The following is a 25755-nucleotide window of genomic DNA, read 5'->3' as shown; positions in this document are numbered from 1 at the left end:
TGGCTCCTATGCCAGACAGCGGCGAGCCCCGACGACCCGGGCCCGAGGATTCGGACGCCGGTCGTCGGGGCTCGCCGTTGAACCTGCGCTCAGGTTACAAGCGTTACTTGTGGTCGCCCTCGGTCCCTTCCGAGGCTGTGCCCGATTGCACAGCCGCGGCGGCCACCTCGGACGGCGCCTTCGGCGCGTCCTCGTGCGCGATCGCCTTGCCGGTGAACGTCACGTGCGCCTCGCTGTGCAGCCGCTCGATCATGTGCGGGTAGTGCAGCTCGAACGCCGGGCGCGCCGACCGGATGCGCGGCAGCTCGGTGAAGTTGTGCCGCGGCGGCGGGCACGAGGTGGCCCACTCCAGCGAGTTGCCGAAGCCCCACGGGTCGTCCACGTGCACGGTCTCGCCGTAGCGGTAGCTCTTGAACACGTTCCAGATGAACGGCAGCGTGGACGCGCCCAGGATGTACGCGCCGATCGTGGAGATCGTGTTCAGCGTGGTGAAGCCGTCGCTGGGCAGGTAGTCGGCGTACCGGCGCGGCATGCCCTCGTTGCCCAGCCAGTGCTGCACCAGGAACGTGGCGTGGAAGCCGAGGAACGTGGTCCAGAAGTGGAGCTTGCCCAGCGGCTCGTCCATCATCCGGCCGGTGATCTTCGGGAACCAGAAGTAGATGCCCGCGAACGTGGCGAACACGATCGTGCCGTACAGCACGTAGTGGAAGTGCGCGACGACGAAGTACGTGTCCGAGACGTGGAAGTCGATCGCCGGCGCGGCCAGCAGGATGCCGGACAGGCCACCGAAGAGGAACGTGACGATGAAGCCGATGCTGAACAGCATCGGGGTCTCGAACGTCAGCTGCCCCTTCCACATCGTGCCGATCCAGTTGAAGAACTTGATGCCGGTCGGCACCGCGATCAGGAACGTCATGAACGCGAAGAACGGCAGCAGCACCGCGCCGGTGGCGTACATGTGGTGCGCCCACACCGCCACGGACAGCGCCGCGATGCCCAGCGTCGCGTAGACCAGGCCGTTGTAGCCGAAGATCGGCTTGCGGCTGAACACCGGGAAGATCTCCGACACGATGCCGAAGAACGGCAGCGCGACGATGTAGACCTCGGGGTGGCCGAAGAACCAGAACAGGTGCTGCCACAGGATCACGCCGCCGTTGGCGGGGTCGAACACGTGCGCGCCCAGGTGGCGGTCGGCCAGCAGGCCCAGCAGCGCGGCGGTCAGGATCGGGAACGCCAGCAGCACCAGCACCGAGGTCACCAGGATGTTCCAGGTGAAGATCGGCATGCGGAACATGGTCATGCCGGGCGCGCGCAGGCACACCACGGTGGTGATCATGTTGACCGCGCCGAGGATGGTGCCCAGACCACCGACGACCAGGCCGGAGATCCACAGGTCGGCGCCGACGCCGGGCGAGTGGATGGCGTTCGACAGCGGGGTGTAGGCGAACCAGCCGAAGTCGGCCGCGCCGCCCGGCGTGAGGAAGCCCGCCATCACGATCAGGCCGCCGAACAGGTACAGCCAGTACGAGAACGCGTTGAGGCGGGGGAACGCCACGTCCGGCGAGCCGATCTGCAACGGCAGGACGAAGTTGGCGAAGCCGAACACGATGGGCGTCGCGTAGAGCAGCAGCATCACCGTGCCGTGCATGGTGAACAGCTGGTTGAACTGCTCCTGCGACAGGAACTGCATACCCGGCCGAGCCAGCTCGGTCCGCATCAGCATGGCCATCGCGCCGCCCACCATGAAGAAGGCGAACGACGTGACCAGGTACATGATCCCGATCTGCTTGTGGTCCGTGGTGCGGAACATCCGCAGCAGGAACGAACCCTTGACCGCCTCGCGAGTCCCGAAGGGCCGCGTTGCGATCGGCTGCGGGGCTACGGCCGTCACGGTGCCTCCTGCACTGTCTGGTACTGGCTGTGCCGGTGGGTGGCGCCGCCGGCTCATCGGATCGTAGACGGCGCTGTTCCGGGAGGTGCGGCTGGGCTGCCCCCTGGATCAAGTGAGGTAGCGCAGGTCACAGTGTTGGATTGCCCCTGCTTCGCAGATGGCGGCTCCCTCGACGCGACCTCGCGGTCCCAGGGGGAAGGCGAGGTCGCGTCGAGGGTGGGATAGGTCGAAGGCGCAGGTGAAGGTCAGCGGCGCAGGAGGGAGCGCAGCTTCGGGGAGGCGACGAAGGCGGCGCCGGCGGCGACCAGGGCCAGGCCGACGATGAGCAGCCAGCCGCCGTCGAAGCCCGTGTTGGCCAGGTTGCCCTCGTTGTCCGTGCCCGGTGCGGCGGCGGGGGTCGAGGTGCTGGTCGGGGTGACCGCGACGGAGTCGGTGGTGGTGGTGGTCGTCGTCGGGGTGGCCTCGGTGGTGGTCGTCACCGTGGTGGTCGTGGTGGTCGGGGCGGTGGTGGTCGTGGTGACCGAGTCGTCCTGCTCGGCGCAGACGAACCAGTGGCTGATGCCCGCCGGCTTGCCGCTGGCGTTGAGCGGCGCGTGCAGGTCTTCCCAGGCCAGGTCGCCCAGGTCGGCGGCGTCGTAGACGTTGTAGGCGTTGCCGCCCTTCACCACGACGCCGGTGAGGACGTAGCCCTCCGGGTGCGCGGTGACGGTGATGTTGACGCCTTCGACGGTGAAGGTGCCGGCGGGCATCGTCAGCTCGTCGCCGGGCAGCCCGACGACGTCGCAGGCGTCGCCGGGCTGGCCGATGTCGACGTTGCCCCCGACCGCGGTGGCACGGTCGTCGCCCGCGTCGAGGGGCGCGCCCGGCGAGGCCGAGGCGGTGCCGCCCAGCAGACCGGTGGTGCAGAGGGCGAGCAGGGCGGCTGCTCCGAGAAGACGGCGGGTGGTGATGCGCATGGTGCTGCTCCGCGTGGTTCGAGGGCTGACCGGGGGATCGAACTACACCGACCACCCCTCTATCGAGGTAGCCCATTCGAACGAAGCGGGTTGCCGTCTATTCGTTATGACGTGGTGATGTTCACCGTCCGTATCGGACCGTTCACTTCCGGAGGAGCTTGCGGAGTTTCGGCGAGACGAGGAACGCGGAACCCGCGGCCAGCAGGGACAGCCCGGCGACGAGCAGCCACCAGCCGTCGAAGCCGGTGCTCGCCAGGCCCTCGCCCGAGCCGGGCACGACCACCGCGCCGGCGGCCTTGGTGGTCGTGGTCGGGGTGATCACGACGAGCGGTGCCGTGGTCGTGATCACGGGGACCGCGGTGGTGGTCGTGGGCACGGTGGTGGCCGTCGTCGTCACGGTCGGCTGAGTGGTGCCCACGGTGGTCGTCGTGGTCGTGTCACTGGTGGTCGTAGTGGTGGTCGTCGTGGTGGTGACGGGGGTCAGGCAGACGAACCAGTGGCTGATCGCGGCCGGCTTGCCGCTCGCGTTCAGCGGGGCGTGCAGGTCCGGCCACGGCAGCGCGCCGAGCGCCGGGTAGACGTTGTAGGCGTCGCCGCCCTTGACCACGACGCCGCTGATCTGGGAACCGTCCGGGTTGGCGGTGATGTCGATGTACGTGCCGTCGTCGGTGAACCCACCGGACAGGGTCGCCTCGGTGCCGGGCAGGCCGACGGTGGCGCACGCGTTGCCCGGCTGGCCGATGTCGATGTTCCCGGCGACGGCGGTCGCGCGGGGGTCGCCGGACTGCGGCGGGTCCTGGTTCGGCTGGGCGGACGCGCCGCCGGCCAGGACACCGGCCGCGATCACGGCCAGCAACGGGACTGCTCCGAACAGGATGCGGCTTGTCGTGCGCATGGGGGTCTCCGCATGGGCTCGCAGTGGCGTTCGGCGGATCGGACTGCTCCGTCGCTGCTGTATCGCGTTGCGCCGTTCGGTTGATGCACGTCGAGACCGAGTCGTTATGCCGCGCTCACCTGGAATGACCGGATTTCACCCGTGCCGGGGATGCCGCCCGCGACCTTTACCGAACCCGAACACGCTCGTCGCCCTGATCACGGCCCCCGTCGTGCCACGATGCGCGGCGTGCCGGGACTCGTGCTGGTCGTGGAGGACGAACGGGCCATCGCCGACCTGATCTGCCTCTACCTGCGCCGGGACGGGTTCGGCGTGCACGTGGAGGCGGACGGGCACGACGCGTTGGCCGCGGTGCGGCGGTTGCGGCCGGTGGCGGTGCTGCTGGACGTCGGGCTGCCCGGGATGGACGGGGTCGAGGTGTGCCGGGCGCTGCGCGCGGCGGGCGACTGGACGCCGGTGCTGTTCGTGACCGCACGCGACGACGAGGTGGACCGCGTGCTCGGCCTGGAGCTGGGCGCGGACGACTACGTGACCAAGCCGTTCAGCCCGCGCGAGCTGGTGGCCCGCGTGCGCACCGTGCTGCGCCGGGGAACGCCGCAGGTCAGCCCGGTGCACGTGGTGGGTGAGGTGAAGCTGGACGGCGACCGGCGGCGGGTGTGGGCGGGCGCGGCCGAGGTGGCGTTGACGTCGACGGAGTTCGACCTGTTGGCGCACCTGATGCGGCACCCGGGCCGGGTGTTCGCGCGGGAGCAGCTGCTGAGCGCGGTGTGGGGTTACGCGGCGGCCGCGGGCACGCGCACGGTGGACGTGCACGTGGCGCAGTTGCGGGCCAAGCTCGGTGATCGCAGTCCGATCAGGACCGTGCGCGGGGTCGGCTACTCGGTCGAGGCGTCGTGACCGGCCGCACGAGCCTGGCGTTCCGGATCACGGCGCTGTGCCTGGCCGTGGCCGGGGTCGCGGTCGTGGTGGCCGGGCTGGTGTCGGCGCGGCTGGTGCTGAGCACGTCGCGGGAGGTGAGCCGGCAGGCGCTGGCCGACCAGGCGGACGTGGTGGCCGGGCAGCTCGAGGTCGGACGGGCCGGGCGGCTGCGGGCGGTCGAGGTGTTGCGCGGGCAGGGCATCGACCTGGTGCGGATCGGGCCGGACGGCGGGTTGGTCGGCGCCGCGCCAGCCGTGCGCGCGGTGCGTGACACCGGGGTCCGGTCGGGCACCGCGGGCACCCGGCTGGTCGAGGTGCGGCCCGGGGTCGCGCTGGTGCAGGAAACGGCGACAGGCAACGGGCCGGGGCGCGAACTGCTGCGCAACATCGCGGTCGCGCTGGGGTTCGGGCTGCTGGTGGCGGCGGTGGCCGGGTGGCTGCTGGGCAAGCTGGTCGCGCGGCCGTTGCGGCGCACGGCGGAGGTCGCGCGCACGATGAGCGGCGGTCGGCGTGACCTGCGCGCGCCGGAGCACGGGCCGGCGGAGGTCGCCGAGGTGGGCGGGGCGGTGAACGCGCTGGCCGACGCGTTGGCGCGCAGCGAGGCCAGGCAGCGGGAGTTCCTGTTGTCGGTCTCCCACGAGCTGCGCACGCCGTTAACCGCGGTGAGCGGGTTCGCCGAGTCGTTGGCCGACGGCGTGGTGTCCGGTGCGGAGGTGCCGGGAGTGGGCCGCACGATCTCCGAGGAGGCGCACCGGCTCGACCGGCTGGTCACGGACCTGCTGGACCTGGCCCGGTTGGGCGCCGACGACTTCCGGGTCGACCTCGCCGCGGTCGACCTGGTCGACGTGGTGTCGTCGGCGGCGCAGGTGTGGCGGGCGCGGTGCGCGGCGAAAGGCGTCGAGTTCCGGCTGGAACTGCCGCCGGGACCGACCGTGCGGCGGACGGACGCCCGGCGGCTGCGGCAGGTGCTGGACGGGCTGCTGGAGAACGCGCTGCGCCTCACGCCCGCCGGCAAGCCGGTGGTGCTGGCGCTGGACGACGTGCTGCAAGTGCGTGACGGCGGTCCGGGGTTGTCCGACGACGACTACCGCGTCGCGTTCCGGAAAGGTGCCCTGCACGCCAAGTACGAACGGTCCCGACCGGTCGGCACCGGCGTCGGCCTCGCCCTGGTGCACGGCCTGGTGACCCGGTTGGGTGGCACGATCGAGGCCGGTCCCGCACCCGAGGGCGGCGCGGCGTTCACGGTGAGGTTGCCCCATGCATGAGCTGGAAGTCCGGTGGCACGAGGCGGTCGGGGTGCTGGGCGGCGCGCACGGGCCCGCGGACCTCGTGCGGCGCTACGCCGAACCGCACCGCGGCTACCACAACGCCGACCACGTGCTGGCCGTCGTGCGCGACGTCACGGTGCTCGCCGAAGCCGACCACCGCACGGCACGCGAGCGCGCTGTGCTGACGTTGGCCGCCCTGGCGCACGACGTGATCTACGACGGCAAGCCGGGCGACGACGAGCGCCGCAGCGCCGAGTGGGCCCGGGACCGGCTCGCCGGCCTGCCCGAGGCCGACGAGGTGGCCGACCTCGTGCTCGCCACCGCCGACCACGCCTCGGACGACCCGCTGACGTGCCTGCTCCTGGACGCCGACCTGGCCGTCCTCGGCGCCGACCCGGCCGTCTACGAGCGCTACCGCGCGGCCGTGCGCGCCGAGTACGCGCACGTGCCGGACGACGCCTGGCGGGTCGGCCGCGCCGCCGTGCTGCGGTCGTTGGCCGGGCGCGACCCGCTCTACGTCACCCCGTACGCGCGCGCACGCTGGGAGGACCGCGCCAAGGCCAACCTCGCCGCCGAGCTCAGCTCGCTCGGTGACCCGCCATGAGCACGTCGAACGTGGGGAACGACTTGGCGATCTCGCTGCCGGTGAAGTTGCCGACCCAGCCGTCGTCGTCGTGGAAGAACCGGATCGACACGTAGTCCGGCCGGGTGCCCATGTCGAACCAGTGCGTGGTGTTCGCGGGCACGCTCAGCAGGTCGCCCGCCTCGCACAGCACCGCGTACACGCGCTCGTCGACGTGCAGGTAGAACACGCCGGAGCCCCGCGCGAAGAACCGGTCCTCGTCGTCGTCGTGGGTGTGCTCGGCCAGGAACTTCAGCCGCGCCCGACCCGCCGACTCCAGCCACTCGGGGTCGTCCGACGGGGTCATCTCCATCGCGTCGACCAGGATGTAGCCCTCGGTCTCGGTCACCCGCGCGACCTGCTCGGCGTACACCTCCAGGGCGTTGTCCTTGGTCACGCCCGGCACCACCGGCCACTGCTCGTAGCGCACGCCCAGCCGCTTCAGCTCGGCCGCGACCTCGGCGGGGTCGGTGGTGCGCACCAGGGCGGTCTCCGGGTCGGTGTCCGACCACACGGTCAGCAACGTCATCGCGCCTGCTCCCTCACGCTCGCGGTGGGTTCGTGGTCTCGGCTTTGAAGCGCAACAGCCACTCCAAGCACTCCAGCCGGTGCCGCGCCTGGTAGAGGTCGTCACCCCACACGTACACCCCGTGCCGGGCCACGATCAAGGCCGGCACGTCCGGGCGGAAACCGGCCTCGAACGCGTCGCCGAGCACCCGCATGTCCTGGCTGTTCGGCACGACCGGGACCACGACGGTCTCGTGCGCCTGGCGGCCGAAGCCCTTGAGCATCTCCAGGTCGCTCAGCTCGACGCCCCCGGGCCAGCGCTCGGCGGCGACCACGGGCGCGAGGGCGTGCACGTGGACCACCGCGCCCGCGCCGGACACCGCCGCGATCCGCCCGTGCAGGCCCGCTTCGGCCGACGGCACGCGCACCGGGTCGTCCGTGCGGCCGTCGGCGTCGATGATCACGACGTCGTCGGGCGTGAGCTCGCCCTTGTCCTTGCCGCTGACGGTGACCGCGAGCCGCAGCGGGTCGCGGTCCACGACCACGGACAGGTTGCCCGACGTGCCGCGCATCCAGCCCATCGCGGTGTACCGGGCGCACTCGGCGGCCAGCGCCTCCCCCGGCGTCACAGGGCCCGCACCGTCCGGTGTGGACCGAAGTCCGCGTCGCCGTACGGCTCCCCCGGCCGCGCCACGCCGACGGTCCGCCAACCCGCCTCGGCGGCGGCGTCCAGCTCGGCGGGCACGTCGGAGTAGAACGTGATGTCGTCGGAGCCGAGCACGGAGGCGATCTTCAGGTACGACGCGGCCTCGCGCTTCGGGCCCGCGTTGACCGTGTCGAAGTGGTGCTCGAACAACGACGTGAGGTCGCCGTCCGCGGTGTGGGCGAAGAACGCCACCTGGCCCGCGACCGAGCCCGAGGAGAACACGGCCAGCTTGACGCCCCCGGCGTGCCACGCGCGCAGCGCCGGCACGACGTCCGGGAAGAACTCGGCCACCAGGTCGCCCCGCGCGTACCCGCGCTGCCAGATCAGGCCCTGCAACGTCTTGAGCGGCGTGACCTTCTGGTCGGCGTCCATCCAGCCGTGCAGCACGCGCACCAGCTCGTCCGTGCCGCCGTCCACACCGGACAGCTCCCGGATCTGCGCGACGGCCTCGGCCACCGCCGGGTCGTCGCCGTGCTCGTCGATCCACGGCCCGAGCCGGGGCCGGGCGTAGTCGTACAGCGTGACCAGGACCTGGTCGGTGGCGCTGAGCGTGCCTTCGATGTCCAGCACGACCCATTCAGTCATGAACGTCCCCAACGTAGTAATCGGCCAAACCGTCCGGAGCGTACGCACCGCGGTCGGTCACCACCGTCGTGACGAACCGGGGCGGGGTGACGTCGAACGCCGGGTACAGGCCGCGGGCCCGGTCGGTGGCCGTGCGGCGGCCCAGGGTGTGCAGCACCTCGTCGCCGGGCCGGTGCTCGATGGGCACGTCGGCGGCGGTCGGGGCCAGGCGGTCCGGTGCCTGCACCATGGCCAGGAACGGCACGTCGAACGCGTGCGCGGCGACCGCGAGGCCGAGCGTGCCGACCTTGTTGACCACGTGCCCGTCCATGGTGACGCGGTCGGCGGCGGTCAGCAGCACGTCCACCTCGCCGGTCGACATGACCGCCGCGCCCATGCCGTCGGTGATCAGGGTCGTGTCCACGCCCATCTCTCCCAGCGTCTCCGCGGTCAGGCGTGCGCCCTGGAGGTACGGTCGGGTCTCCGTGCAGACGAAGCGCAAACGTTTGCCCATGGCCTGGGCAGCGGCGACGGTCTCGGTCAGGTACAGGTCGGCCCAGCAGTGCGTGAGCACCGCGCCCTCGTCCGGCAGCAGTCGCGCGGTGTGCGCGCCGAGGCGGCGGCTGCGGTCGCGGTAGCGCTCGTCCCCCGCTCGCGCGCCGGCCAGCGCACCGGCTTCGAGGTCGTCGGCCGCGTCCACCCCGGCCAGCACGGCGGCCACCGCCTTGCGCAGGTGGTTGTTGGTGGGACGGGTGGCGACCAGGAGCCGCCCGGCCCGGTCGAGCCGGGCGCGGGCCTCGTCGCGCGGCAGGCCGCGGGCCTCGCGGGCGGCCAGCACCATGCCCCACAGCGCGGCGAAGTACGGCCCGGAGGACTGCGTGACCATGTCCTCGATGGCCTTGGCGACCTCGGCGACCGTGGCGCAGCGCACCCACGTCTTCTCGAACGGGAAGTCGCGCCGGTCCAGGATGTGCACCCCGTCGTCCTCGAGGCGCACGCTGCGGGCGAGCAGCGGTTCCATCAGCTGTACCCGGTGAACGGGGCGTGCTCGCCGGTCAGGTAGTACGCGCCGAGCTCACGCGCCTTGTACGACACGGGGTCGTGCAGGGTGAGGGTGCGGGCGTTGCGCCAGAACCGGTCGAAGGCGTAGCCGGCGGCCGTGGCCCGCGCACCGCACAGCTCGAACACCCGGCTGGTGGTCTGGTTGGCGACCTTGGTGGACACGACCTTGGCCGAGGAGATCGCGGCGGCGGTCTCGGCGCGTTCGTCGTGGGTCAGGTCCGCGCCGCGCCGCGACGCCAGGTCCAGCCGGTCCGAGGCGTGGTCGGCGAGGAGGCCGGCGGCCCGCACCTCGGCGACCAGCTCGCCGTACGTGGCCAGGACGTACGGGTCGGCGGTGGCCGCGTCGACGCCGCTGAGGAACCACGGGCGGGTGGTCGTGCGGGTGTACCGGGACGCCTCGGCCAGCGCGCCCTCGGCCATCGCCACGTACAGCTGGGCCAGCACGAGCTGGAACCCGAGGGCGGCCAGCGAGAGGCGCGGGCTGGTCTCGTCGTGCGTGCCGAGCACCTGGTCGGACGGCACGTGGACGCGGTCGAACACCACGCCGCCGCTGGCGGTGAGGCGCTGGCCGATGTTGTCCCAGTCACCGCGGTAGGTGATGCCGTCGGCCTTGGCGTCGAGGGTGAACGTGACCTTGTCGCCGGTGTCGGTGTGCGTGGCGCTGACCACGAGCCGGTCGGCGACCGACGCGCCGGTGGCGAACGTCTTGCGGCCGCTGACCTCGAACCCGCCGTCGACCGGGCGCAGCTCCAGTGCGGCGTCCAGCGGGTTGCTGACCCCTGCCCAGAAGAGATCGGCACCGGACCCGTTGTCGCCGGGTCGGTGGTCCGGGTTGTCGAACAGGCCGCTGCGCCACACCTGGAGGTAGTGGTAGCCGAGGAGGTGGCCGACGTTGGCGTCCGCCGCGCCGACGACCCTGGTCACGGCCTGCTGCGTGGCCCAGTCGCCGATCCCGAGCAGCCCGGAGCGGCGCAACGCCTCGACCTCGGCCACGGGCTCGGCACCCCGCCGGTCGCGTTCCGCCGCGTCCACCCGCAACGCCGCGGCCAGCTCCTCGGCGACGGTCAGCCACTTCTGCCGACCATCGGTGCTCGTCATGCCTTGCCTCCGTCTGCCTCGCCCGCACGTTCCCAGCAGGCGAGCCTAATCGCCGCGACGGGCCGCGGACTGAGCGTTCCGCCACATGGGAGCACCCGCGACGGCGGTCAGGCGCGCGGGCGGCAGTGGTGCGGCAGGCCCAGGTCGGCCAGCAGTTTCGGCACGGATCGGCCCCGGGTCGCCTCCACGTGGTCGCGCCACACCTCGCGGTCGGCGCGCCACGCCGTGAGGTAGTCCACGCACAGCCGCGGCTCGATCAGGCGGTTGCGACCGCGGGCGGCCTTGAGCGCGGCGATCATCCTGCCCTTCGCGGCACCGTCCGGCTGGGTGTCCTCGACCAGCGCGATCACCTCGTCGATGAACCGCCTGCGCTGGCCCAGGAACCACCGCCAGTAGCCCGCGGTGGCCTCGGTCAGGCCGCGGCCGGTGTCCAGCAGGCCGAACAGCCCTTCGGCCAGGCAGTCGCCCAGCTCCTCGGTGCGGGCCCGAGTGGTGTCGCGGTAGGGGTCGTACGGCTTCTGCAACGCCAGGCCCGTCACCGCCGACGGCGACAGGCCCGTGTCGTTGAGCAGGAAGAACCAGTCCTCGTTGTAGATGTTCGGGAAGAACGAGGTGAACGACTCGCGGCCGATCGCCAGCGCGCCCGTGCCGATGAACGTGTCCTGGTCGCCGCCCGCCTCCCGGTAGGCGTGGCAGACCACCGAGTTGTCCGGGTAGCCGCCGACCGACAGGCCCACGCCGGTGAAGGTGTCGAGCAGGCCCACCGCCGTGCCGAGGTCGTCGGGGTTGGGGATCACCACGTCGTCGTCCACGTAGACGACCCGCTCCCAGCCCGCCGCGGTGGCGAGCAGCAGCCCCAGGTTGCGCTTCAGGCTGGTGTCGGTGCGGCGGTCGAACCGGCCGCCGCGCAGCATCGCCGTCGTGCGGAAGTCGGGCACCACGCCCGCGGGGGCGACGGCGAGGTCGACCGCGACGATCTCGACACCGGCGCGTTCGGCGAGCGCGGTGGCGGCGTCGGCGGACGCGTGACGGCTGCACAGCACGACCAGCGTGCAGCCGTGGTGCGCGGCGAGCGTGACGACGTGCTCCAGGTAGGCGGTCGGTCGCGCGGTCGGCACGATGATCGCGTCCACCGCGGCGGGCACGGCGAACGCGTCCCGGGTCAGCAGGTGGCGGTGCGAACCGTGGTGGTTCGCCGACCGGGGGCCTCGCGGCCCGGGTCGCCCGCCTGGCGCGGGGGTCCCGGCGAGCGCGGGCGCTGCGGCGTTCAACTCTGGCCCTCCGGCCATTCGAAGAGGCGGAAGTACGGCAGGTTCCAGTCCGGCGTGACGACCTGGCCGTTCACGACCATCACCCTGGTGAGGACGCTGTAGGAGGCCAGGCCGGCGAACCGCTGGCCGAGGTACTCGGCGTTGCGGTCGCGGAACCTGCTGTCGGTGAGTGCCCGCACGACGCCGAGGGTCCCCCTGCCGTACTGGCCGTTGCAGATCGTCACCGTTCGCTTGTGGTTGAACGGGTTCGTGCCGCGGTAGAAGTGCCCGACGTCCTCCAGCAGGACCTCGCGGCCGTCGTGGTTACCGAGCTTGGGCGCGTAGAGGCGCTCGTCGCCGCCGGGCGTGCGCACCACGAACCCGCCCGCCTCGTCCTCGACGTGCCGGGCGACCTGCGTGATCGGCAGGTCGACCCGGTCGAGCAGCTCGCGGGTGACGAGGTTCCAGTCGACGCCGCCGAGCAGCACGAGGTGCGTGGTGTAGTCGTCGGGCGCGAGGTCGGAGGCGATGCGGAAGTTGACCTGGCTGCGCGGGTTGAGCGCGCGGATGTGGCCGTGCAGCTCGATCAGGGCGTCGAGGTCGGCGTAGGTGTACAGCTCGACGTAGTCCGGCTGCGTGGGGTCGGAGTAGGGCATCTTCGCCCGCATGTCGGCCGGGAGCTGGGCGACGACGATGGTGATCACGTGCCGGTCGTGGAAGTACCAGAAGCCGCGGTCGGCGCGGTCGTGCGCGGGGGTGGCGCCGTCCTCGCGCTCGGCGGCCGCGGCCCGCAGGTCGGTCAGCTCGCGCAGCAGCTCGTCACGCCGGCGCAGCTCGTCCGGGGTCAGCTCCTCGACCGGGACCAGCCGGTAGGGACGGGAGGCGACGGACCGCTTGGTGGCGAAGAACGTGGCGTAGGCGGCGAGGCGGTGCAGCGGCGGGGTCTTGGGCTTGGTGCGGCTCTCCCACGACGACAGCAGCGGCACGCTGGCCGGCTTCTCGGCGCTGAACGCCTGGGCAAGATCACTCTGCGTGATCGTCACGTCGGGCCAGCGCTCCTCGCGCAGCGCCCGGAGGCGGTGCGCCAGCGTGTGGGAGTCATCCGCAACGACCACGACCGCGCGCCCTTCAGTGAACTTCAGCGCACTAGCTGAAGCGTGAAACATACACGATTGCGGAGAAAAGTCACGAGCCGATACCCCCGTAAGGGGCTTGTCACTCCTATACAGCTGGACTTACCCTCAAGTTACTGAGGTTCAGTCAACTTCAGTGAGTCTAGGTGAAGTTCACCCAGGAAGCCATCCGGGGGTCATCATGAACATGCTCACCGCGTTAGCTCAATCATCTCCCACCACCGAGTGGACGCCGCTCGTGGTGGTCGTCCTGATCGGCGCGTTGACGCTGGTCATGGGCCTGGTCAAGCTCCTGCGCCGAGTGCTCGGCCTGCTCACCCGGATCCTGCTGACGGCCGGTGCGGCGATGACCGGGATCGCCACCATGCTGGCCATGTGCACCGTGCTGACCACCGTTCTGCTGGTCTACGTGCGCTGAACCGCCACGTGCGGCCCACCCCCTTCGACTACGGTATGCGGGCCCGCATCGAAGGGGGAGTCGCACGATGGACCTGTCGCGCAGACCGTCCTCCGGGGGAACCGCTCTCGCCGCACCGGCGGGCGCGACCCCCGGGACGACCGCCGCGCCGGCCCGGACGCCGCGTCCACACCGGCCGTCCACACCGCACCTGCTCGAAGCCGAGCAGCTGGTCGGCTACCTGTCCCTGCCGACGTGCCCGTTGGCGAACAACACCTACAAGGAACCCGACCAGCCGAACGTGGTCCGGTGGGGCTCGCCCGGCGACGCGTCCGGGTGGGTCAACCAGAGCCAGTGCGCTTCGTTCCTGACCGCCGTGCTCAAGCGGACGTACCGGTGGGCGACTTCAGGTTTCTTCAGCGCCCACTTCGGCGTCGCCAGCCCGTTCGCGCGGGACTACCGGGCGGCGTTCGCGGAGCGGGAGATCCCGCACTTCGAGCGCGTCACCAGGGTGGCGGACCTTCGTCCGGGTGACCTGATCGCCATCGACTACCGCAACGACCAGGACACCAACACCGGGCACGTGGTGATGGTGCGTTCGGTCAAGGGCGTCTACACCGCGCCGACCCGCGGGCTGAACTTCGCCGGTGAGACGCAGTACGCGGTGGAGGTGGTGGACTGCACGTCCGAGCCGCACGGCGTGTACGGGGTGGGCAACTACTTCCGGTTCCCCGACAACCGCATCTTCAACGCCACCGCGTCGACCGACGGCGCCGGGTACGGGCACATGATGTTCTACGCCTCCGACGCGACCGGCGAGTTCAGCCGGTACCGGTGGAGCGTGAACACGTCGTCCGCGGGGACGTACGCGGCGGCGGAACGACCGGTGTCCGCCGCCCGCGTGACGTTCTGAGCGTTGAACTCGGGGGTTCTGAACGTAGGACTCTCGCGTTCTGAACGTAGGACACACGCGTTCTGAACGTAGGACTCTCGGGTGTTGGTCAGAGGCGTTGCCAGAGGGCGGGGGCGTTCGGTGGTTCCCAGCCCACCAGGGACGTGTGCGACTGGCGGCACTGGTAGGTGACGCCGTTGTAGGTGACCTGGGTGCCAGCCGTGTACGCGCGGTTCGGGGCCCAGGCGCCGGACGGTTGGGTGGTCGTGGTGGTCGTGGTGGTGGTGCCGCCGTTGTCCCAGGGAACCTGGGGTGAGCGGTAGAAGTCGAGGCCCATGGCGGTCCAGCGCGGGGCTTGCGCGCCCAGGCGCAGGCGGAACGCGTCCCAGTTGTGCGTCGACCACGGCGACCAGCCCAGCTCGGCGATCGCCGGCAGGCGCGGGAACGCCATGAAGTCGACGTGCGCCGGCGTCACGATCGTCTCGCTCCACAGTGGGGCCTCGACGCCCAGCACGGCGGACTCGGGCACCCCGCTGACGTGCGTGCCGGGGTTCCAGTTGTAGGCGTCCTGCACCTCGACGAGGCCCGCCCAGCTCAGGCCCAGCGGCGTGCCGGAGTTGTACTTCATGTCGAGGTACGCCTTGTTCGCGGGCGACATCAGGACCTTCTGCCCGCGCGCGGCGGCGTTCTGCACCACCGCGTTGGACGTCGTCGTGCCCCAGTACTGGGCGACCGCCCCGGTGTCGGTGGTCGTCTTGACGAACTCGTGCCAGCCCATGGGCTTCTTGCCGTACTTGCCGACCAGCGGCAGCACCCGGTTCATGAACGTCAGGTACTCCTGGTCGGTCGTCGCGTTCGCCTCGTCGCCGCCGATGTGCAGGTACGGCCCGGGCGTCAACGCGGCGATCTCGCGGATCACGTCCTCCACGAACGCGTAGGTGATCTCCTTGGACACGCACAACGACGAGTAGCCGACCGCGATGTCGGTGCGCAGCGCGGGCGCGACGCCGTTGCAGTTCAGCTCGGCGTACGACGCCAGCGCCGCGTTGGTGTGGCCGGGCAGGTCGACCTCGGGCACCACGGTGATGTGCCGTGCCGCCGCGTACGCCACGATCTCCTGGTACTGCGCCTTGGTGTAGTACCCGCCGGGTCCGCCGCCGACCTGGGTGCTGCCGCCGTGCGTGGCCAGCCGCGGCCAGCTGTCGACCACGATCCGCCAGCCCTGGTCGTCGGTCAGGTGCAGGTGGAAGTAGTTGACCTTGTAGAGGGCGAGCTGGTCGAGGTACCGCTTGACCGTGGCGACGGGGTGGAAGTGCCGGGCCACGTCGAGCATCGCGCCGCGGTGGGAGAACCGCGGGTAATCGGTGATCGTCGCGCCCGGCACGGTCCACGGGCCCGGCTGCGCGGTCCGGCTCTCCACCTTGGCGGGCAGGAGCTGGCGCAGCGTCTGCACGCCCGCGAACAGGCCCGCCGGCGTGGTGGCGCGCACCAGCACGGCCGCCGACGTGACGGTGAGCTGGTAGCCCTGGTCGCCGACGGACGCGGGCGCGCCGCCGACGAGCAGCGCGATGCCGTCGGCCGGGACGCCGGTGGTGTCGGTGACGGGCAGGGCGTAGCCGGTCGACGGGCGGAGCAGGGCGGCGAGCTGGTCACCGACGCCGTGCGCGGCGGGCGAGGTGTGGATCCTGGTCTCCGCGGTGATCACGTGCGTGACGCCGGGGGAGGGCTGCACCGAGACCGGGGCCGGGACGATGCCCCGCAGGGGTTCGGCGGCCGAGGCGGGGCCCGCGTCGATGTTCCAGACCGCGATCGCGCCGAGCGCCATCACCAGGACGGCGAGCGCTCGCGCCGTCCTCGTTGGGAGTTTCACCGTTGGTCCTCCTGGGGCAAGGCGGCGGCCGGCTGCCGTCAAGCGTGCGTACGCCCGGCGGGTGCTGTCAATGGGTCTAGACCATTCGGCTGTGCGCTGGGCAGGAGCGCCGCTCGAAGGGGTGTCGCGACCGGATCGGCTTCGCTATGTTCCGCCTGTGCCAGGACATTCGCGCAGTGCTCCGGACTCCCCGGCCGGCGGCGGGTTGCCCGAGGCCGAAGGGCCGGTGAACCGCCCGACTGGCTTCACCGAGCAGCCGGGCTGGACCGCGCTCGGGCTCCTGGTCGTCTGCGCCGGTCCCCTGATCCTGCTGGCCGGTGTCAGCGGGCTCGTCCCCGACGACGCCAGGGCGGGCGTCGTCGTGACCGGCCTCGTCTGGACCCCGTTCACCGCGGTCGTCCTGGTCCTGTTCGTCGTCGGCACCCTGCGGGACCAGCGCGTGTGGCGCGAGCTGGACGCGGCCGGCGTGCGCGTGCTGGGCGAGGTGACGTCGGCGCAGCACGTGTGGTCCGGCGAGGACGACCGCTGCACCAGGATCCGGATGCTGGTCGCCGTGCCGGGCCGGCCGCCGTTCACCACGAGCCACCTCGTCGCCGGGGAGCGGGTCGTCGAAGTCGGGACGCGCGTCCCGGTCGACGTGCACCCGACGCGCGACCTCTTCCGCCTGGCCGCCGAACCCGCGTCCCGGTGAGGCGACGACCCGGTCGGGTCGTCAGGCGAGGTCGAGCTTGGCCAGTTCCACGCGGGAGGCGACGCCCAGCTTCGGGTACGCCTTGTAGAGGTGGTAGCCGACCGTGCGCGGGCTCAGGAACAGCTGCGCGCCGATGTCCCGGTTGCTCAGGCCCTCGGCCGCCAGCCGCACGACCTGCAACTCCTGCGGGGTGAGGGTGCCGAGCGGGTCCGGGCCCGGTGCGGAGCGGCTCTCCCCCGTGGCGCGCAGCTCGGTGCGGGCGCGCGACGCCCACGGTGTCGCGCCGAGCCGTTCGAACTCCGCCAGCGCCGAGCGCAGGTGCGGGCGGGCGTCGGCCCGGCGGCGGGCCCGGCGCAGCCACTCCCCGTACAGCAGCTCGGTGCGGGCGCGTTCGAACGGGCGGCCCTCGTGCGCCCGGTGCAGGTCGACGGCTCGCGCGTACCACCGCTCGTCGTCGGTGAGCAGGGCGCGGCAGCGGGCGGCGACGGCCCGCGCCCACGGTCGGCCGGTGCTCGACGCCCACTCGTCGTACCAGGTCGCGGCGTTCTCGGCGAACCCGTGCCGGCCCAGCCTCGCGGACGCCTCCACCAGGTCGGGCAGGCTGGTGATCGAGTGCAGGCGGTCCGCACCGGCGGCGACGTCGGCCAACCGGTCCAGCACGGCCTCGTGCCGGCCCAGGCCCAGGTCCAGCAACGCCGACGCACCCGCGGCCCGCACGGAGCGCGACGAGCCCTCGGTCAGGATCGACACCAGCTCCGCGCACCGGACCTCGTCGCCCTCGATGGCCGCCAGCTCGGCCAGCACACCGGCCAGGAAGCCGACGCTGAACTCCTGGCCGATGTCCCCGGCGATGCGCAGCCCCTCCTCGGCGGTGGCCCGCGCGTCGCGGTGCCGGCCCAGGTGCAGGCGGCCCCGCGCCAGGTAGGCCAGGGCACGCGGCAGCACGCCGAGAGCGCCTTGCGCGCGGGACCGGCGTTCGAGGTCGAACGCCCAGGCGTGCGCGGCCTGGTCGTCACCGAGGACCAGGTGCCACCACGCGGTGACGGCGTTGCCCGGTCCGCCCACGTACGGGGAACCCAGGAGCCCGCGCAGCGCGGCCATGCCACCGGGCACGTCGTCGCCCGCCAGGCCCAGCGCGGCGGTCACCACGGCTCGCGTGTCGTCCGCACCGGGCAGGTCGCGCGCCCGTGCCGCGATGTCCCTGAGGGTGTCGAGGTCCTGACCCGCCCACGCGTGGTTGGCGGCGTTGAACAGCAGGTCACCCGCCAGCTCGCGGTCGGTGTGCTCGGCGCAGGAGACCGCGCGCAGCAGCTGCGCCGCGGCCTGCGCGGACCGTCCCTGCTCGCCGGCCAGCCTGGCCTGGATGCGCGCCACCCTGGCCCCGTCCACCGGGTCGGACACCAGCTCCCACGCCCGGTCGGCGAGCACGACCGCGCGGTCGAACTGGCCCGCCGCACCCGCCGCGCCCGCGGCCGCCGCCAGCCGGTGGCCGCGTTCGACCGGGTCGGGGGTCAGCTCGGCGGCGCGGTGGTAGGCCGACGCGACGGCGCTGTACCCGCCCCGGTCGCGGGCGTCCTCGGCGGTGCGGGCCAAGGCCCGGGCGACCTGTTCGTCCGGCGCGGTGGTGGCGGCGGCCAGGTGCCAGGCGCTGCGGTGGGCGTCGTCCAGCACCTCGGCCAGGGCCCGGTGCACGGCGAGGCGGTGCTTGAGCGGCGCGCTCTGGTAGGCGGCGGCGCGGATCAGGGGGTGGCGGAAGGTCAACCGGCCGTCGTCGGAGCGCAGGAGCTGGCGTTGCTCGGCGGCTTCGAGGTCGTCCACGGTGGCGTCCAGCAGGCCCGCGGCCTTGAGCACGACGCCCGGGTCGCCGGTGTCGTCGGCGGCGGCGACCAGCAGGAGGGTTCGGGTGCGTTCGGGCAGCGTGCCGATGCGGTCGGCGAACGTCTGCTGGACGCGGCTGTGGGTGGGCAGGGCGGCGACGCCGAAGGCGTGGGCGGGCAGGCGCCCTTCCCGTTGGGCGGCGGGCAGTTCGAGCAGCGCCAACGGGTTGCCGTCGGCTTCCTCGGCGATCCGGTCGCGGACGTGGCTCGGGAGGTCGGCGGCGTGCTCGTCGAGCAGCGCGGCGGCGTGCTCGGGCGCCAGGCCGGTGAGGCGCAGTTCGGGCAGGCCGGGCGCGGGGAACGGGGGCGCGTGCAGGTCGCGGGCGGCGAACACCACCGCGACGCCCTCGGCCTGCAACCGGCGGGCGGCGAAGACCAGGGCGTGCGCGGAGCCCTGGTCGAGCCAGTGGGCGTCGTCCACCAGGCACAGGACCGGGCGGTGCTCGGCGAGGTCGGCCAGCAGGGTCAGCACGGCCAGGCCAACGAGGTGGTGGTCGCCGCCGTCGGGCGGGGCGAGGCCGAGGGCGGTGCGCAGGGCGGTGGCCTGGTTGGGCGGCAGGGCGTCGACCCGGTCCACGACGGGCCCGAGGAGCAGGTTCAGCCCGGCGAACGGCACGACCGACTCCGGCTCCACCGCGGTGCCGCGCAGGACCAGGAACCCGGAGGGGCCCGGTGGCGGCGAGGTCGCCCGGGTGGCGGCGAGGTCGAGCAGCGCGGACTTGCCGATGCCCGCCTCACCCCGCACCACGAGCACACCGCTGCGACCGGCGCGCGCGGCGGACAGCAGGTCGTCCACCACCGCCAGTTCCGCGGAACGACCGTGCAGCACATCTCCGACCCTAGCCGGCACCCGGCAGCACGACGACCGTGTGCCTGATCTCCTCCGCCGGGACCTGAGCCGCACCGCCCGCGCGTCAGGTCCCGTAAGGCCGCTTGGCGCGGGCCTCCTTCAGCGCCGTGCCCCACCAGACCAGCTGGTCGAGCACCGTCGTGGCGGCCTTGTCCGCCTCGGCCGCGTCCACCGGGTTCCCGGCCTCGTCGAACCGGGACCACGCGCCGTGGAAGCTCACCGTGTCCCGCACCGTGACGGCGTGCAGCTCGGCGAAGACCTGACGCAGTTGCTCGACCGCCCGCAACCCGCCGCCGATGCCGCCGTAGGACACGAACCCGACCGGCTTGGCCTGCCACTCGGTGAAGTGCCAGTCGATCGCGCTCTTCAACGGCGCGGGGAAGCTGTGGTTGTACTCGGGCGTGACGACGACGAACGCGTCCGCGTCACGCAGGCGCGGCGAGACCAGGGCCACCTCCGGAGCGGGATCCTCGCCGAACGCGTGCAGCCGGTCCGGCAGGTCCAGGTCGTCGAGGTCGAGCACGTCCACGGTCAGGTCCTCGCGCTGCTTGGCCCGGTCGGCGAACCAGTTCGCCACGACCGGCGCGAACCTCCCGCGCCGGGTGCTGCCGACGATGATCGCGAGCTTGATCACAACAGTTCCTCCCTCGGTTGCGTGCCACCGACGCTAGGAGCGGGCCGAGGGGCCGGGCATCTGTCACGTGACTGGTCGTGCGGGTCAGCCGAGCAGCGCGAGCACTTCCTCGGTGTCCTCGACGCGGCCCTGGGCGCGGAACAGGGTGAGGGCCCGTTGCCACGCGTCACGCGCTTCGGCGTGCCGCCCGACGGCGGCGAGCACGTCGCCGAAGTGCCGCAGCACGGTGGCTTCCTCGTAGGAGTTGTCCAGTTGCCGGTAGAGGGTCAACGCGTGCCGGTAGTGCTCGACCGCGTCGGCGTCGCGGCCGTGGTGGTGGGCGATGTAGCCGAGGCTGTCCGAGGTGGCCGCCTCGCCCTCGACGTGACCGAGCTCCACGTTGAGCGCCAACGCCTCCCGGCAGTGCGCCTCGGCCCCCGCGTGGTCGCCGAGCCTCGCCATCCGGTAGCCGACGTCGTTGAGCGCTTCCGCGACCCGGACCGGGATGCCGAGCGCCCGGAACCGCTCCAGCTGGGCCAGCGCGTGCTCCAGCGCGCCCTCGACGTCACCCCGTCGTTCCATCGCCCACGCCATGGCGCGGTGCGCGGCGGCCTTGCCGTAGTCGTCGTCCACCAGCTCCAACGCCTGCCGCAGGTGGTGGTCGCCCTCGTCGTAGCGGCCCACGTCGGTCAACGCCATGCCGAGGAACTTGTGCGCCGAGACCTGTTTGAACCGGTCGCCCAGCGCGTAGGCGGCCTCCAGCGCGGTCCGCCACACCGCGATGTCCTCGGCCGCGTGACCGCGCCGCAGGTGGTAGTTCGTCAACGCCCACGCCAGGTGCCACGCCAGGTCGTGGCGGCCGTGCCCAGCGGCCAACCGCTGGGCGGCCAGCAGGGACTCGTACTCGGCGTCGAACCAGTCCATCGCCGCGGTCACGTCGGGCAGCGGCGCCGCGTCGCCGTCCGGCCTGGGCACCGGCGGGCGGTGCGGCTCGATGAGCCGGTCCCCGTCGTGCGCGGTGGCGGCGAAGTAGCCGATGAACGCCTCGATGTTCGCGTCGGCGTGCGCGGGCGCCACCTCGGCGGCGTAGAGGCGGACGAGGTCGTGCATCCGGTAGCGGCTGACGCGGTGCTGCTGCACCAGGTGGGCGGCCTCCAGCTCGCGCAGCAGCCGGCGCGTGTCGGACCGGCCGGTGAGCGCGGTGATCGCCCGCAGGCCCAGGTCCGGCGCGCACGTCAGGCCGATCAGCCCGAACAGCCGCGCGGCCTGGTCGCTGAGCACCCGCAACGAGCAGGCGAACACCGTGCGCAGGTCGGCGCTGAGGTCGTCCAACGCGTCCAGCCGGTGCTCCCGCAGCTCCTCGGTCAGCGCCGACAGCGGCAGGTCCGGCTGCGTCACGGCACGGGCCGCGATGATGCTCAGCGCCAGCGGCAGCCCGCCGCACAGTTCGAGCAGCTCTCGGGTCACGTCCGGCTCGGCCTCGACGCGTTGCGCGCCCAGCCGGGAGACGAGGAACGCGCGGGACTCGTGCTCGTCCAGCACGTCGAGCACGACCGAACGCGCGCCGTGCGCGGTGAGCAGGCCGAGCAGTTGCAGGCGGCTGGTGACCAGCACGGTGCAGTGCGCGCCACCGGGCAGCAGGGGCGTGACCTGGGCGGTGTCGCGGGCGTTGTCCAGCACGACCAGCATCCGCTTGTCCGCGACCAGGCTGCGGTAGAGGGCGGACTGGGCGTCGAGGTCGGCGGGCGGGTCGGCGACGCCGAGGGCTTCGAGGAAGCCGCGCAGCGCGTTCTGCGGCGTCACCGGGTCGCCGACCGGGTCGAAACCGCGCAGGTTGACGTAGAGCTGGCCGTCCGGGAAGTCGTCCGCGTGCTGGTGCGCCCAGTGCAGCGCCAACGCCGTCTTGCCGATGCCGCCCGCGCCGCCGATGGCGGTGATCACGACGGTGGCCGACGGTTCGGCGAGGTCGGCGATCTCCTTCTCGCGGCCGGTGAACCAGCGTTGCGGCGCGGGCAGTTGCCGGGGCACCGCCCTGGTGGTCTCCGTCTCCGGCGTGGCCTGCCGGCCCAGCAGTCGCAGGTAGAGCTCTTGCAGCGGGGCGCCGGGGTCGGTGCCCAGCTCGTCGGCGAGCGTGCGGCGCAACGCGTCGTAGTGCCGCAACGCCTCCGACGACCGGCCGCTGCGGTGCAGGGCGAGCATGAGCTGGCCGGCGAGGCGCTCGTCCAGCGGGTGGGCCTGCGTGGCGTCGCGGAGCGCGGGCAGCAGGTCGGCGTGGTGGCCCAGCCGGATCGCCACGTCGTTGCGGTCCAGCTCGACGGCCGCCCGTTCAGCCTGCAACGACTCCCTGACCTGCGCGAACCACGGCGAGTCGAGCCCGTCCAGCGCCTCGCCGCGCCACAACGCCAACGCCTGGTCGTACAGCTCGGCGGCACGGTCGGAGTCGGCTTCGGCACGCGCCCGCTTCGCCAGGGCGCGGAACTCGACCAGGTCGACCCGGTCGGTATCCAGCAGGTAGCCGCCCGGCCGCCGCTGGATGTCGATCCCGGCCGACCGCAGCTTCGACACGTAGCCGTACAAGGTCTCCTTCGCCCGCAACGGCGGTTGATCACCCCAGACGCGGTCGACGAGCCGTTCCGCGGGCACCGGCCTCCCGGACTCCAGCAGCAAGGCCGCCAGCACGCTGCGCCGCCGGGTGTGCCCGATGTCGAGGTCGGCGCCGCCGACCCGTGCCCGGACGCCGCCGAGCAGTCCGAAGTCCACGCTGGAGCCCCCTCGAACAGCCGGTTCAAGGTTCATCCTAGGTTCGCTCCCGGTGGGCCGAGCAGGGTGTGCCCATGACCGCGGATCGATGAAGTGACCCGGCGGAGTTGCCCCACACCTCCGCCCGGTTCGAGGGGTCGACGTCCCGACCGGTGCTCCCCCTGCCGGTTGGGACGCCGCGGCGTGTCCGGCCCCGGTTCGGGTGCGCGGGCACCTCGGAACTCACGGGGACGGCCGACCTGGGGGCGGCCGTCCCCGTGTCCGGCGGGCTCGCGTACGGGTGCTACCGCGTCCCGGCGCTGGTGCGGACCGCGGCGGACACGGTGCCGGCGTTCGCCCAGGCCCGCGCGGGTGGTGCTCAGCGGCGTGCCGGACGACCCGGAACGGCCGTTCACCAGGGGCGACCCGGCTCCCGTCGTGGACCGGGAGACCGGCCGGGTGTTCCTGCCGTCCACGTCGAACGAGGCTCAGCCCAGCGGTGCGCCTTGGTCACCGAGCCGCACGGGCACGCCGTCGACGTGCGCCGCGCATTCCGGCCGCATCCAGTCGGCTTTGTGTCACCCTTTGTTCGCCAGGATGCGGGTGGACGCCGTGCCCAGGCCCGTCGGCCCGCGCAGCGACTGCGGCGTGACCGCGACCTCCCGGCCGCCGAAGTGCTTGGCCAGGTCGGCGTCGTGGTAGCGGACGACCTCCCGGTGCCAGTTCAGGATGCCCGCCAACCAGTCCCGCAGCTCGCCGACGTAGGCGTTGAGCGCCTCGCGCGCCTCGCGTCCCAGGCGGAATTCCTCGAACAGCGCGGGCAGCTCGACCGCCACCGAGTGCTGGAACTGCTTCAACCGCGCGTTCGCCAGGTCGGTCGCGACCCCGATCGCCCGCTCCAGGCCCACGTCGAGGAAGTTGCGCACCACCAGCACCAGGTTGTGCACCTCGCCCTCGAACTGGATCTCCTTGCGGTACGAGAAGAGGTCGTTGAGGATGATGGCGTAGTCCATCGCCGAGTTCTCGATGTTGGCGATCGTGCGGGTCCGGTAGATCTCCGGGGGCACCAGCCTGCCGTGGCCGAGCCGGGCCAGGCTCATCGTCAGCTCCGAGCCGAACGTGTGCCGGCGCATCTCGACGTAGTCGACCGGGTCGGGCACGCGGTTCTCGTGGTGGTTCTTCAGCTCCCACATCCAGCTGTCGAGCATCAGCTCCAGCGTGTGGCGAAACTGCCGCCGGTTCTCCAGCGGCATCGGGGCCGTGGTCCGCTGCCAGGCGTCGGCCAGGCCGCGCTCCAGCGGGGTCACCGGCGACGGCGACGCGCCCTCCAGCGGCATCATCTGCTTGAGCCGGTCGGTGGCGGCCTTGGCCACGGCCAGGTCCGGCGTGCGGCCGAACGCGACCGGGTAGTAGTCGTCGCCGTAGGTGCCCCAGGTCAGCCACAGCGCGTTGATCACCAACTCGTCCGCGGTGGCGTCCGGGTCGATGCCGGCCGAGCACAGCGCGAGGTCGTAGTCGCGCAGCTTGCTCTCGGTCCACACGCGGGGCACGTCGTCGAAGATGCCCATCTCCCGCGCCCACGCGATGCTCTGCTCCCGGGCGTGCGCCCAGTTCCGGTTCACCGACAGCTCGAACGGCATGTCCAGCGCCGGTTCGGGCAGCGGCGGCACCTGCTCGAACGGCACGTGGCCGAAGCTGCGCAGCCGTTGCGGCGCGGTGGCGATGAGCGCCCGGATGCCGTTGGTGCCCAGGCCCGTGGGGCCGCCGAGCACGGGGTTCGCGGTGACGGCGCCCTCGTTCATGTACCGGCTGGACCGGGCGTGCCACTCGTGGCCGCCGGACTGCCAGTCCTGCAAGCCCTTCACGTAGGCCAGCACGGCGAGCCTGCCCGCCGGGTCGATGCCGTGCTCGTCCAGCAGCAGCGGCACCTCGGTGACGGCGGTGTGCTCGAACTGGTGCAGGCGGGAGGTGAGCAGGTCGTTGACCGCCTCGGCGGCCTCCTGGGTCGGGATGTCCAGGAACTTCTCCAGCACCAGCACGCCGTTGCTCAGCTCGCCCTCGTCCAGCACTTCCCGCTCGTAGGAGAACAGGTCGTTGCGCAGGTGCACGGCGTCGGCGAACGTGTCGCGCAGGACGCCAATGGGGCGGGACAGGGCGATGCGGGCGGGCACCTCCATGCCGGTGACGTGCTCGACCAGGTTCGCCGACCAGGGTGCGCCACCCACCTTGCGGCGCATCTCGATGTACTCGATCGGGTTGCTCAGCCGGCCCTCGGAGATGTTCAGCAGCTCCCACATGGACTCGTCCAGCAGGTGCTTGGTGTTGTCGGCGAACCGGCGGCGCCAGTCCTCGGAGTGGCTGCCGACCGTGCGCGTCCACAGGTCGGCCAGGCCCTTCTCGACCGGGTTCGTCGGCGCCTCGGTGATCGCGCCGTCGACCGGCATGAACAGCGGCAACCGGTCGAGGTAGGCCTTCGCGCCCGCCACGTCCGGGTTGCGCTTGTACAGCTCCACGAAGTGGTCGTCGAAGTAGAAGACCCACACGTACCAGTCGGTGACCAGGTCGAGGTCGTCCGCCGAGGCGTCCGGGTGCGTGTACGAGCACAGCAGCGCGTAGTCGTGCGAGTCGAGGTCGCGCTCGGTCCAGATGACGGTGCCGTGCTGCGGCACGTCGATCATGTCCATCTCGTAGGCCCACGCCTTGGTGTGCGCCCGCGCGCGATCCAGGTTGGGGTTCAGCCGCGCCGGGTAGGGCAGGTAGAAATCCGGCAGCTGGAACGGCTGCGCCATCGGCACGCACCTCTCGTCTGGTCGCCTGACGGGTGTACGCAACCAGGGTGAGGGCGCGACGGCCAAGGGGCGGCGGCGCTGATCCACACGTTCGAGCACCGGGTCCGCCCGACCGGATCAATCGGTGCTGCTCTGGGTGGTGTTCGGCGGCGTTGGGTGGCGGCCGG

At 72.3% G+C, this 25755-nt stretch carries 21 protein-coding genes; 6 read left to right on the top strand and 15 right to left on the bottom strand.

The genetic code is table 11. The annotated features are described in order from the left end of the window. Positions 1–103 precede the first annotated feature (103 nt). The 3 genes from ctaD to LZG04_RS00915 all read right to left on the bottom strand — a co-directional run bounded on the left by ctaD (position 104) and on the right by LZG04_RS00915 (position 3742). On the bottom strand, positions 104–1891 hold the full coding sequence (ctaD, locus tag LZG04_RS00925) for a cytochrome c oxidase subunit I (RefSeq protein ID WP_233812323.1): 1788 nt from the start codon (positions 1889–1891) through the stop codon (positions 104–106). Between the two features lie 245 nt (positions 1892–2136). Then, positions 2137–2847: a hypothetical protein gene (locus LZG04_RS41415; protein WP_267934447.1), complete on the bottom strand. Its 711-nt coding sequence runs from the start codon at positions 2845–2847 to the stop codon at positions 2137–2139. Between the two features lie 142 nt (positions 2848–2989). Next, positions 2990–3742 carry a hypothetical protein gene (locus LZG04_RS00915; protein WP_233812322.1) on the bottom strand — a complete coding sequence of 251 codons (753 nt, stop codon included), beginning with the start codon at positions 3740–3742 and terminating at the stop codon, positions 2990–2992. Between the two features lie 228 nt (positions 3743–3970). Here LZG04_RS00915 and LZG04_RS00910 point away from each other — a divergent pair, with 228 nt between their 5' ends. From LZG04_RS00910 to LZG04_RS00900, 3 genes are read left to right on the top strand one after another with little or no spacing between them, the layout of a single operon-like run. Continuing rightward, positions 3971–4639 (top strand): response regulator transcription factor, encoded by a 669-nt coding sequence (locus LZG04_RS00910; RefSeq protein WP_233812321.1) that lies wholly within the window; start codon positions 3971–3973, stop codon positions 4637–4639. After that, entirely contained in the window at positions 4636–5925 is a 1290-nt protein-coding gene (locus LZG04_RS00905; protein WP_233812320.1) for a HAMP domain-containing sensor histidine kinase, read from the top strand. Before LZG04_RS00910 ends, LZG04_RS00905 begins: the two co-directional genes overlap by 4 nt. After that, a complete protein-coding gene (locus LZG04_RS00900) occupies positions 5918–6532 on the top strand; it encodes a hypothetical protein (RefSeq protein WP_233812319.1) in 615 nt (204 codons plus the stop codon). Before LZG04_RS00905 ends, LZG04_RS00900 begins: the two co-directional genes overlap by 8 nt. Here LZG04_RS00900 and LZG04_RS00895 read toward each other — a convergent pair. The 7 genes from LZG04_RS00895 to LZG04_RS00865 form a co-directional block, all read right to left on the bottom strand. Next, entirely contained in the window at positions 6507–7079 is a 573-nt protein-coding gene (locus LZG04_RS00895) for an acireductone dioxygenase (RefSeq protein WP_233812318.1), read from the bottom strand. The genes LZG04_RS00900 and LZG04_RS00895 overlap by 26 nt on opposite strands. Before the next feature lie 13 nt (positions 7080–7092). Further along, on the bottom strand, positions 7093–7686 hold the full coding sequence (mtnB, locus tag LZG04_RS00890) for a methylthioribulose 1-phosphate dehydratase (protein WP_308198901.1): 594 nt from the start codon (positions 7684–7686) through the stop codon (positions 7093–7095). Beyond that, positions 7683–8348, bottom strand: coding sequence for an acireductone synthase (gene mtnC / locus LZG04_RS00885; RefSeq protein ID WP_233812317.1), 666 nt, complete (start codon positions 8346–8348; stop codon positions 7683–7685). The genes mtnB and mtnC overlap by 4 nt, the downstream gene beginning before the upstream one ends. Further along, positions 8341–9348 carry a s-methyl-5-thioribose-1-phosphate isomerase gene (locus tag LZG04_RS00880; protein ID WP_233812316.1) on the bottom strand — a complete coding sequence of 336 codons (1008 nt, stop codon included), beginning with the start codon at positions 9346–9348 and terminating at the stop codon, positions 8341–8343. Before LZG04_RS00880 ends, mtnC begins: the two co-directional genes overlap by 8 nt. Further along, positions 9348–10487, bottom strand: coding sequence for an acyl-CoA dehydrogenase family protein (locus LZG04_RS00875; protein ID WP_233812315.1), 1140 nt, complete (start codon positions 10485–10487; stop codon positions 9348–9350). Before LZG04_RS00875 ends, LZG04_RS00880 begins: the two co-directional genes overlap by 1 nt. A gap of 107 nt (positions 10488–10594) precedes the next feature. Then, positions 10595–11758 (bottom strand): hypothetical protein, encoded by a 1164-nt coding sequence (locus tag LZG04_RS00870; RefSeq protein WP_233812314.1) that lies wholly within the window; start codon positions 11756–11758, stop codon positions 10595–10597. Then, positions 11755–12852 carry an XRE family transcriptional regulator gene (locus LZG04_RS00865; protein ID WP_233812313.1) on the bottom strand — a complete coding sequence of 366 codons (1098 nt, stop codon included), beginning with the start codon at positions 12850–12852 and terminating at the stop codon, positions 11755–11757. Before LZG04_RS00865 ends, LZG04_RS00870 begins: the two co-directional genes overlap by 4 nt. A 199-nt stretch (positions 12853–13051) precedes the next feature. Between LZG04_RS00865 and LZG04_RS00860 the strand changes: the two genes are divergently transcribed. Together LZG04_RS00860 and LZG04_RS00855 are read left to right on the top strand one after the other, a co-directional pair. After that, positions 13052–13288 carry a hypothetical protein gene (locus LZG04_RS00860; protein ID WP_233812312.1) on the top strand — a complete coding sequence of 79 codons (237 nt, stop codon included), beginning with the start codon at positions 13052–13054 and terminating at the stop codon, positions 13286–13288. Positions 13289–13355: 67 nt separating this feature from the next. After that, positions 13356–14180 (top strand): hypothetical protein, encoded by an 825-nt coding sequence (locus LZG04_RS00855; RefSeq protein ID WP_233812311.1) that lies wholly within the window; start codon positions 13356–13358, stop codon positions 14178–14180. Positions 14181–14268: 88 nt separating this feature from the next. On the opposite strand, the gene LZG04_RS00850 is transcribed toward LZG04_RS00855, so the two are convergent. After that, the gene (locus tag LZG04_RS00850) at positions 14269–15984 is read right to left on the bottom strand and encodes a family 20 glycosylhydrolase (RefSeq protein WP_233812582.1); all 1716 of its coding nucleotides are present in this window, start codon (positions 15982–15984) and stop codon (positions 14269–14271) included. Positions 15985–16255: 271 nt separating this feature from the next. Here LZG04_RS00850 and LZG04_RS00845 point away from each other — a divergent pair, with 271 nt between their 5' ends. Next, positions 16256–16720 (top strand): hypothetical protein, encoded by a 465-nt coding sequence (locus tag LZG04_RS00845; RefSeq protein ID WP_233812310.1) that lies wholly within the window; start codon positions 16256–16258, stop codon positions 16718–16720. 21 nt (positions 16721–16741) lie between these two features. On the opposite strand, the gene LZG04_RS00840 is transcribed toward LZG04_RS00845, so the two are convergent. The 4 genes from LZG04_RS00840 to LZG04_RS00825 all read right to left on the bottom strand — a co-directional run bounded on the left by LZG04_RS00840 (position 16742) and on the right by LZG04_RS00825 (position 25588). Then, positions 16742–19426: a LuxR family transcriptional regulator gene (locus LZG04_RS00840; RefSeq protein ID WP_233812309.1), complete on the bottom strand. Its 2685-nt coding sequence runs from the start codon at positions 19424–19426 to the stop codon at positions 16742–16744. A gap of 85 nt (positions 19427–19511) precedes the next feature. Then, positions 19512–20081, bottom strand: coding sequence for an NADPH-dependent FMN reductase (locus tag LZG04_RS00835; RefSeq protein WP_233812308.1), 570 nt, complete (start codon positions 20079–20081; stop codon positions 19512–19514). An 84-nt stretch (positions 20082–20165) separates the two neighbouring features. Further along, entirely contained in the window at positions 20166–22820 is a 2655-nt protein-coding gene (locus tag LZG04_RS00830; RefSeq protein ID WP_233812307.1) for a BTAD domain-containing putative transcriptional regulator, read from the bottom strand. Between the two features lie 557 nt (positions 22821–23377). Beyond that, complete coding sequence (locus tag LZG04_RS00825; RefSeq protein ID WP_233812306.1) at positions 23378–25588, bottom strand: germacradienol/geosmin synthase; 2211 nt, start codon at positions 25586–25588, stop codon at positions 23378–23380. Between the last annotated feature and the right edge of the window lie 167 nt (positions 25589–25755).

The organism is Saccharothrix sp. S26 (genome assembly GCF_021390395.1).
GTDB lineage: Bacteria > Actinomycetota > Actinomycetes > Mycobacteriales > Pseudonocardiaceae > Actinosynnema.
This window is presented reverse-complemented; position numbering and strand designations above follow the sequence as displayed.

What these genes read in the sequence shown, in the direction of transcription:
- LZG04_RS00855 (WP_233812311.1), top strand. Translation starts at nt 13,356, where the DNA reads ATGGACCTGTCGCGCAGACCGTCCTCCGGGGGAACCGCTCTCGCCGCA.
- LZG04_RS00860 (WP_233812312.1), top strand. Translation starts at nt 13,052, where the DNA reads ATGAACATGCTCACCGCGTTAGCTCAATCATCTCCCACCACCGAGTGG.
- LZG04_RS00875 (WP_233812315.1), bottom strand. Translation starts at nt 10,487, where the DNA reads ATGACGAGCACCGATGGTCGGCAGAAGTGGCTGACCGTCGCCGAGGAG.
- LZG04_RS00895 (WP_233812318.1), bottom strand. Translation starts at nt 7,079, where the DNA reads ATGACGTTGCTGACCGTGTGGTCGGACACCGACCCGGAGACCGCCCTG.
- mtnC (WP_233812317.1), bottom strand. Translation starts at nt 8,348, where the DNA reads ATGACTGAATGGGTCGTGCTGGACATCGAAGGCACGCTCAGCGCCACC.
- LZG04_RS41415 (WP_267934447.1), bottom strand. Translation starts at nt 2,847, where the DNA reads ATGCGCATCACCACCCGCCGTCTTCTCGGAGCAGCCGCCCTGCTCGCC.
- LZG04_RS00915 (WP_233812322.1), bottom strand. Translation starts at nt 3,742, where the DNA reads ATGCGCACGACAAGCCGCATCCTGTTCGGAGCAGTCCCGTTGCTGGCC.
- LZG04_RS00880 (WP_233812316.1), bottom strand. Translation starts at nt 9,348, where the DNA reads ATGGAACCGCTGCTCGCCCGCAGCGTGCGCCTCGAGGACGACGGGGTG.
- LZG04_RS00850 (WP_233812582.1), bottom strand. Translation starts at nt 15,984, where the DNA reads ATGGCGCTCGGCGCGATCGCGGTCTGGAACATCGACGCGGGCCCCGCC.
- LZG04_RS00825 (WP_233812306.1), bottom strand. Translation starts at nt 25,588, where the DNA reads ATGGCGCAGCCGTTCCAGCTGCCGGATTTCTACCTGCCCTACCCGGCG.
- LZG04_RS00900 (WP_233812319.1), top strand. Translation starts at nt 5,918, where the DNA reads ATGCATGAGCTGGAAGTCCGGTGGCACGAGGCGGTCGGGGTGCTGGGC.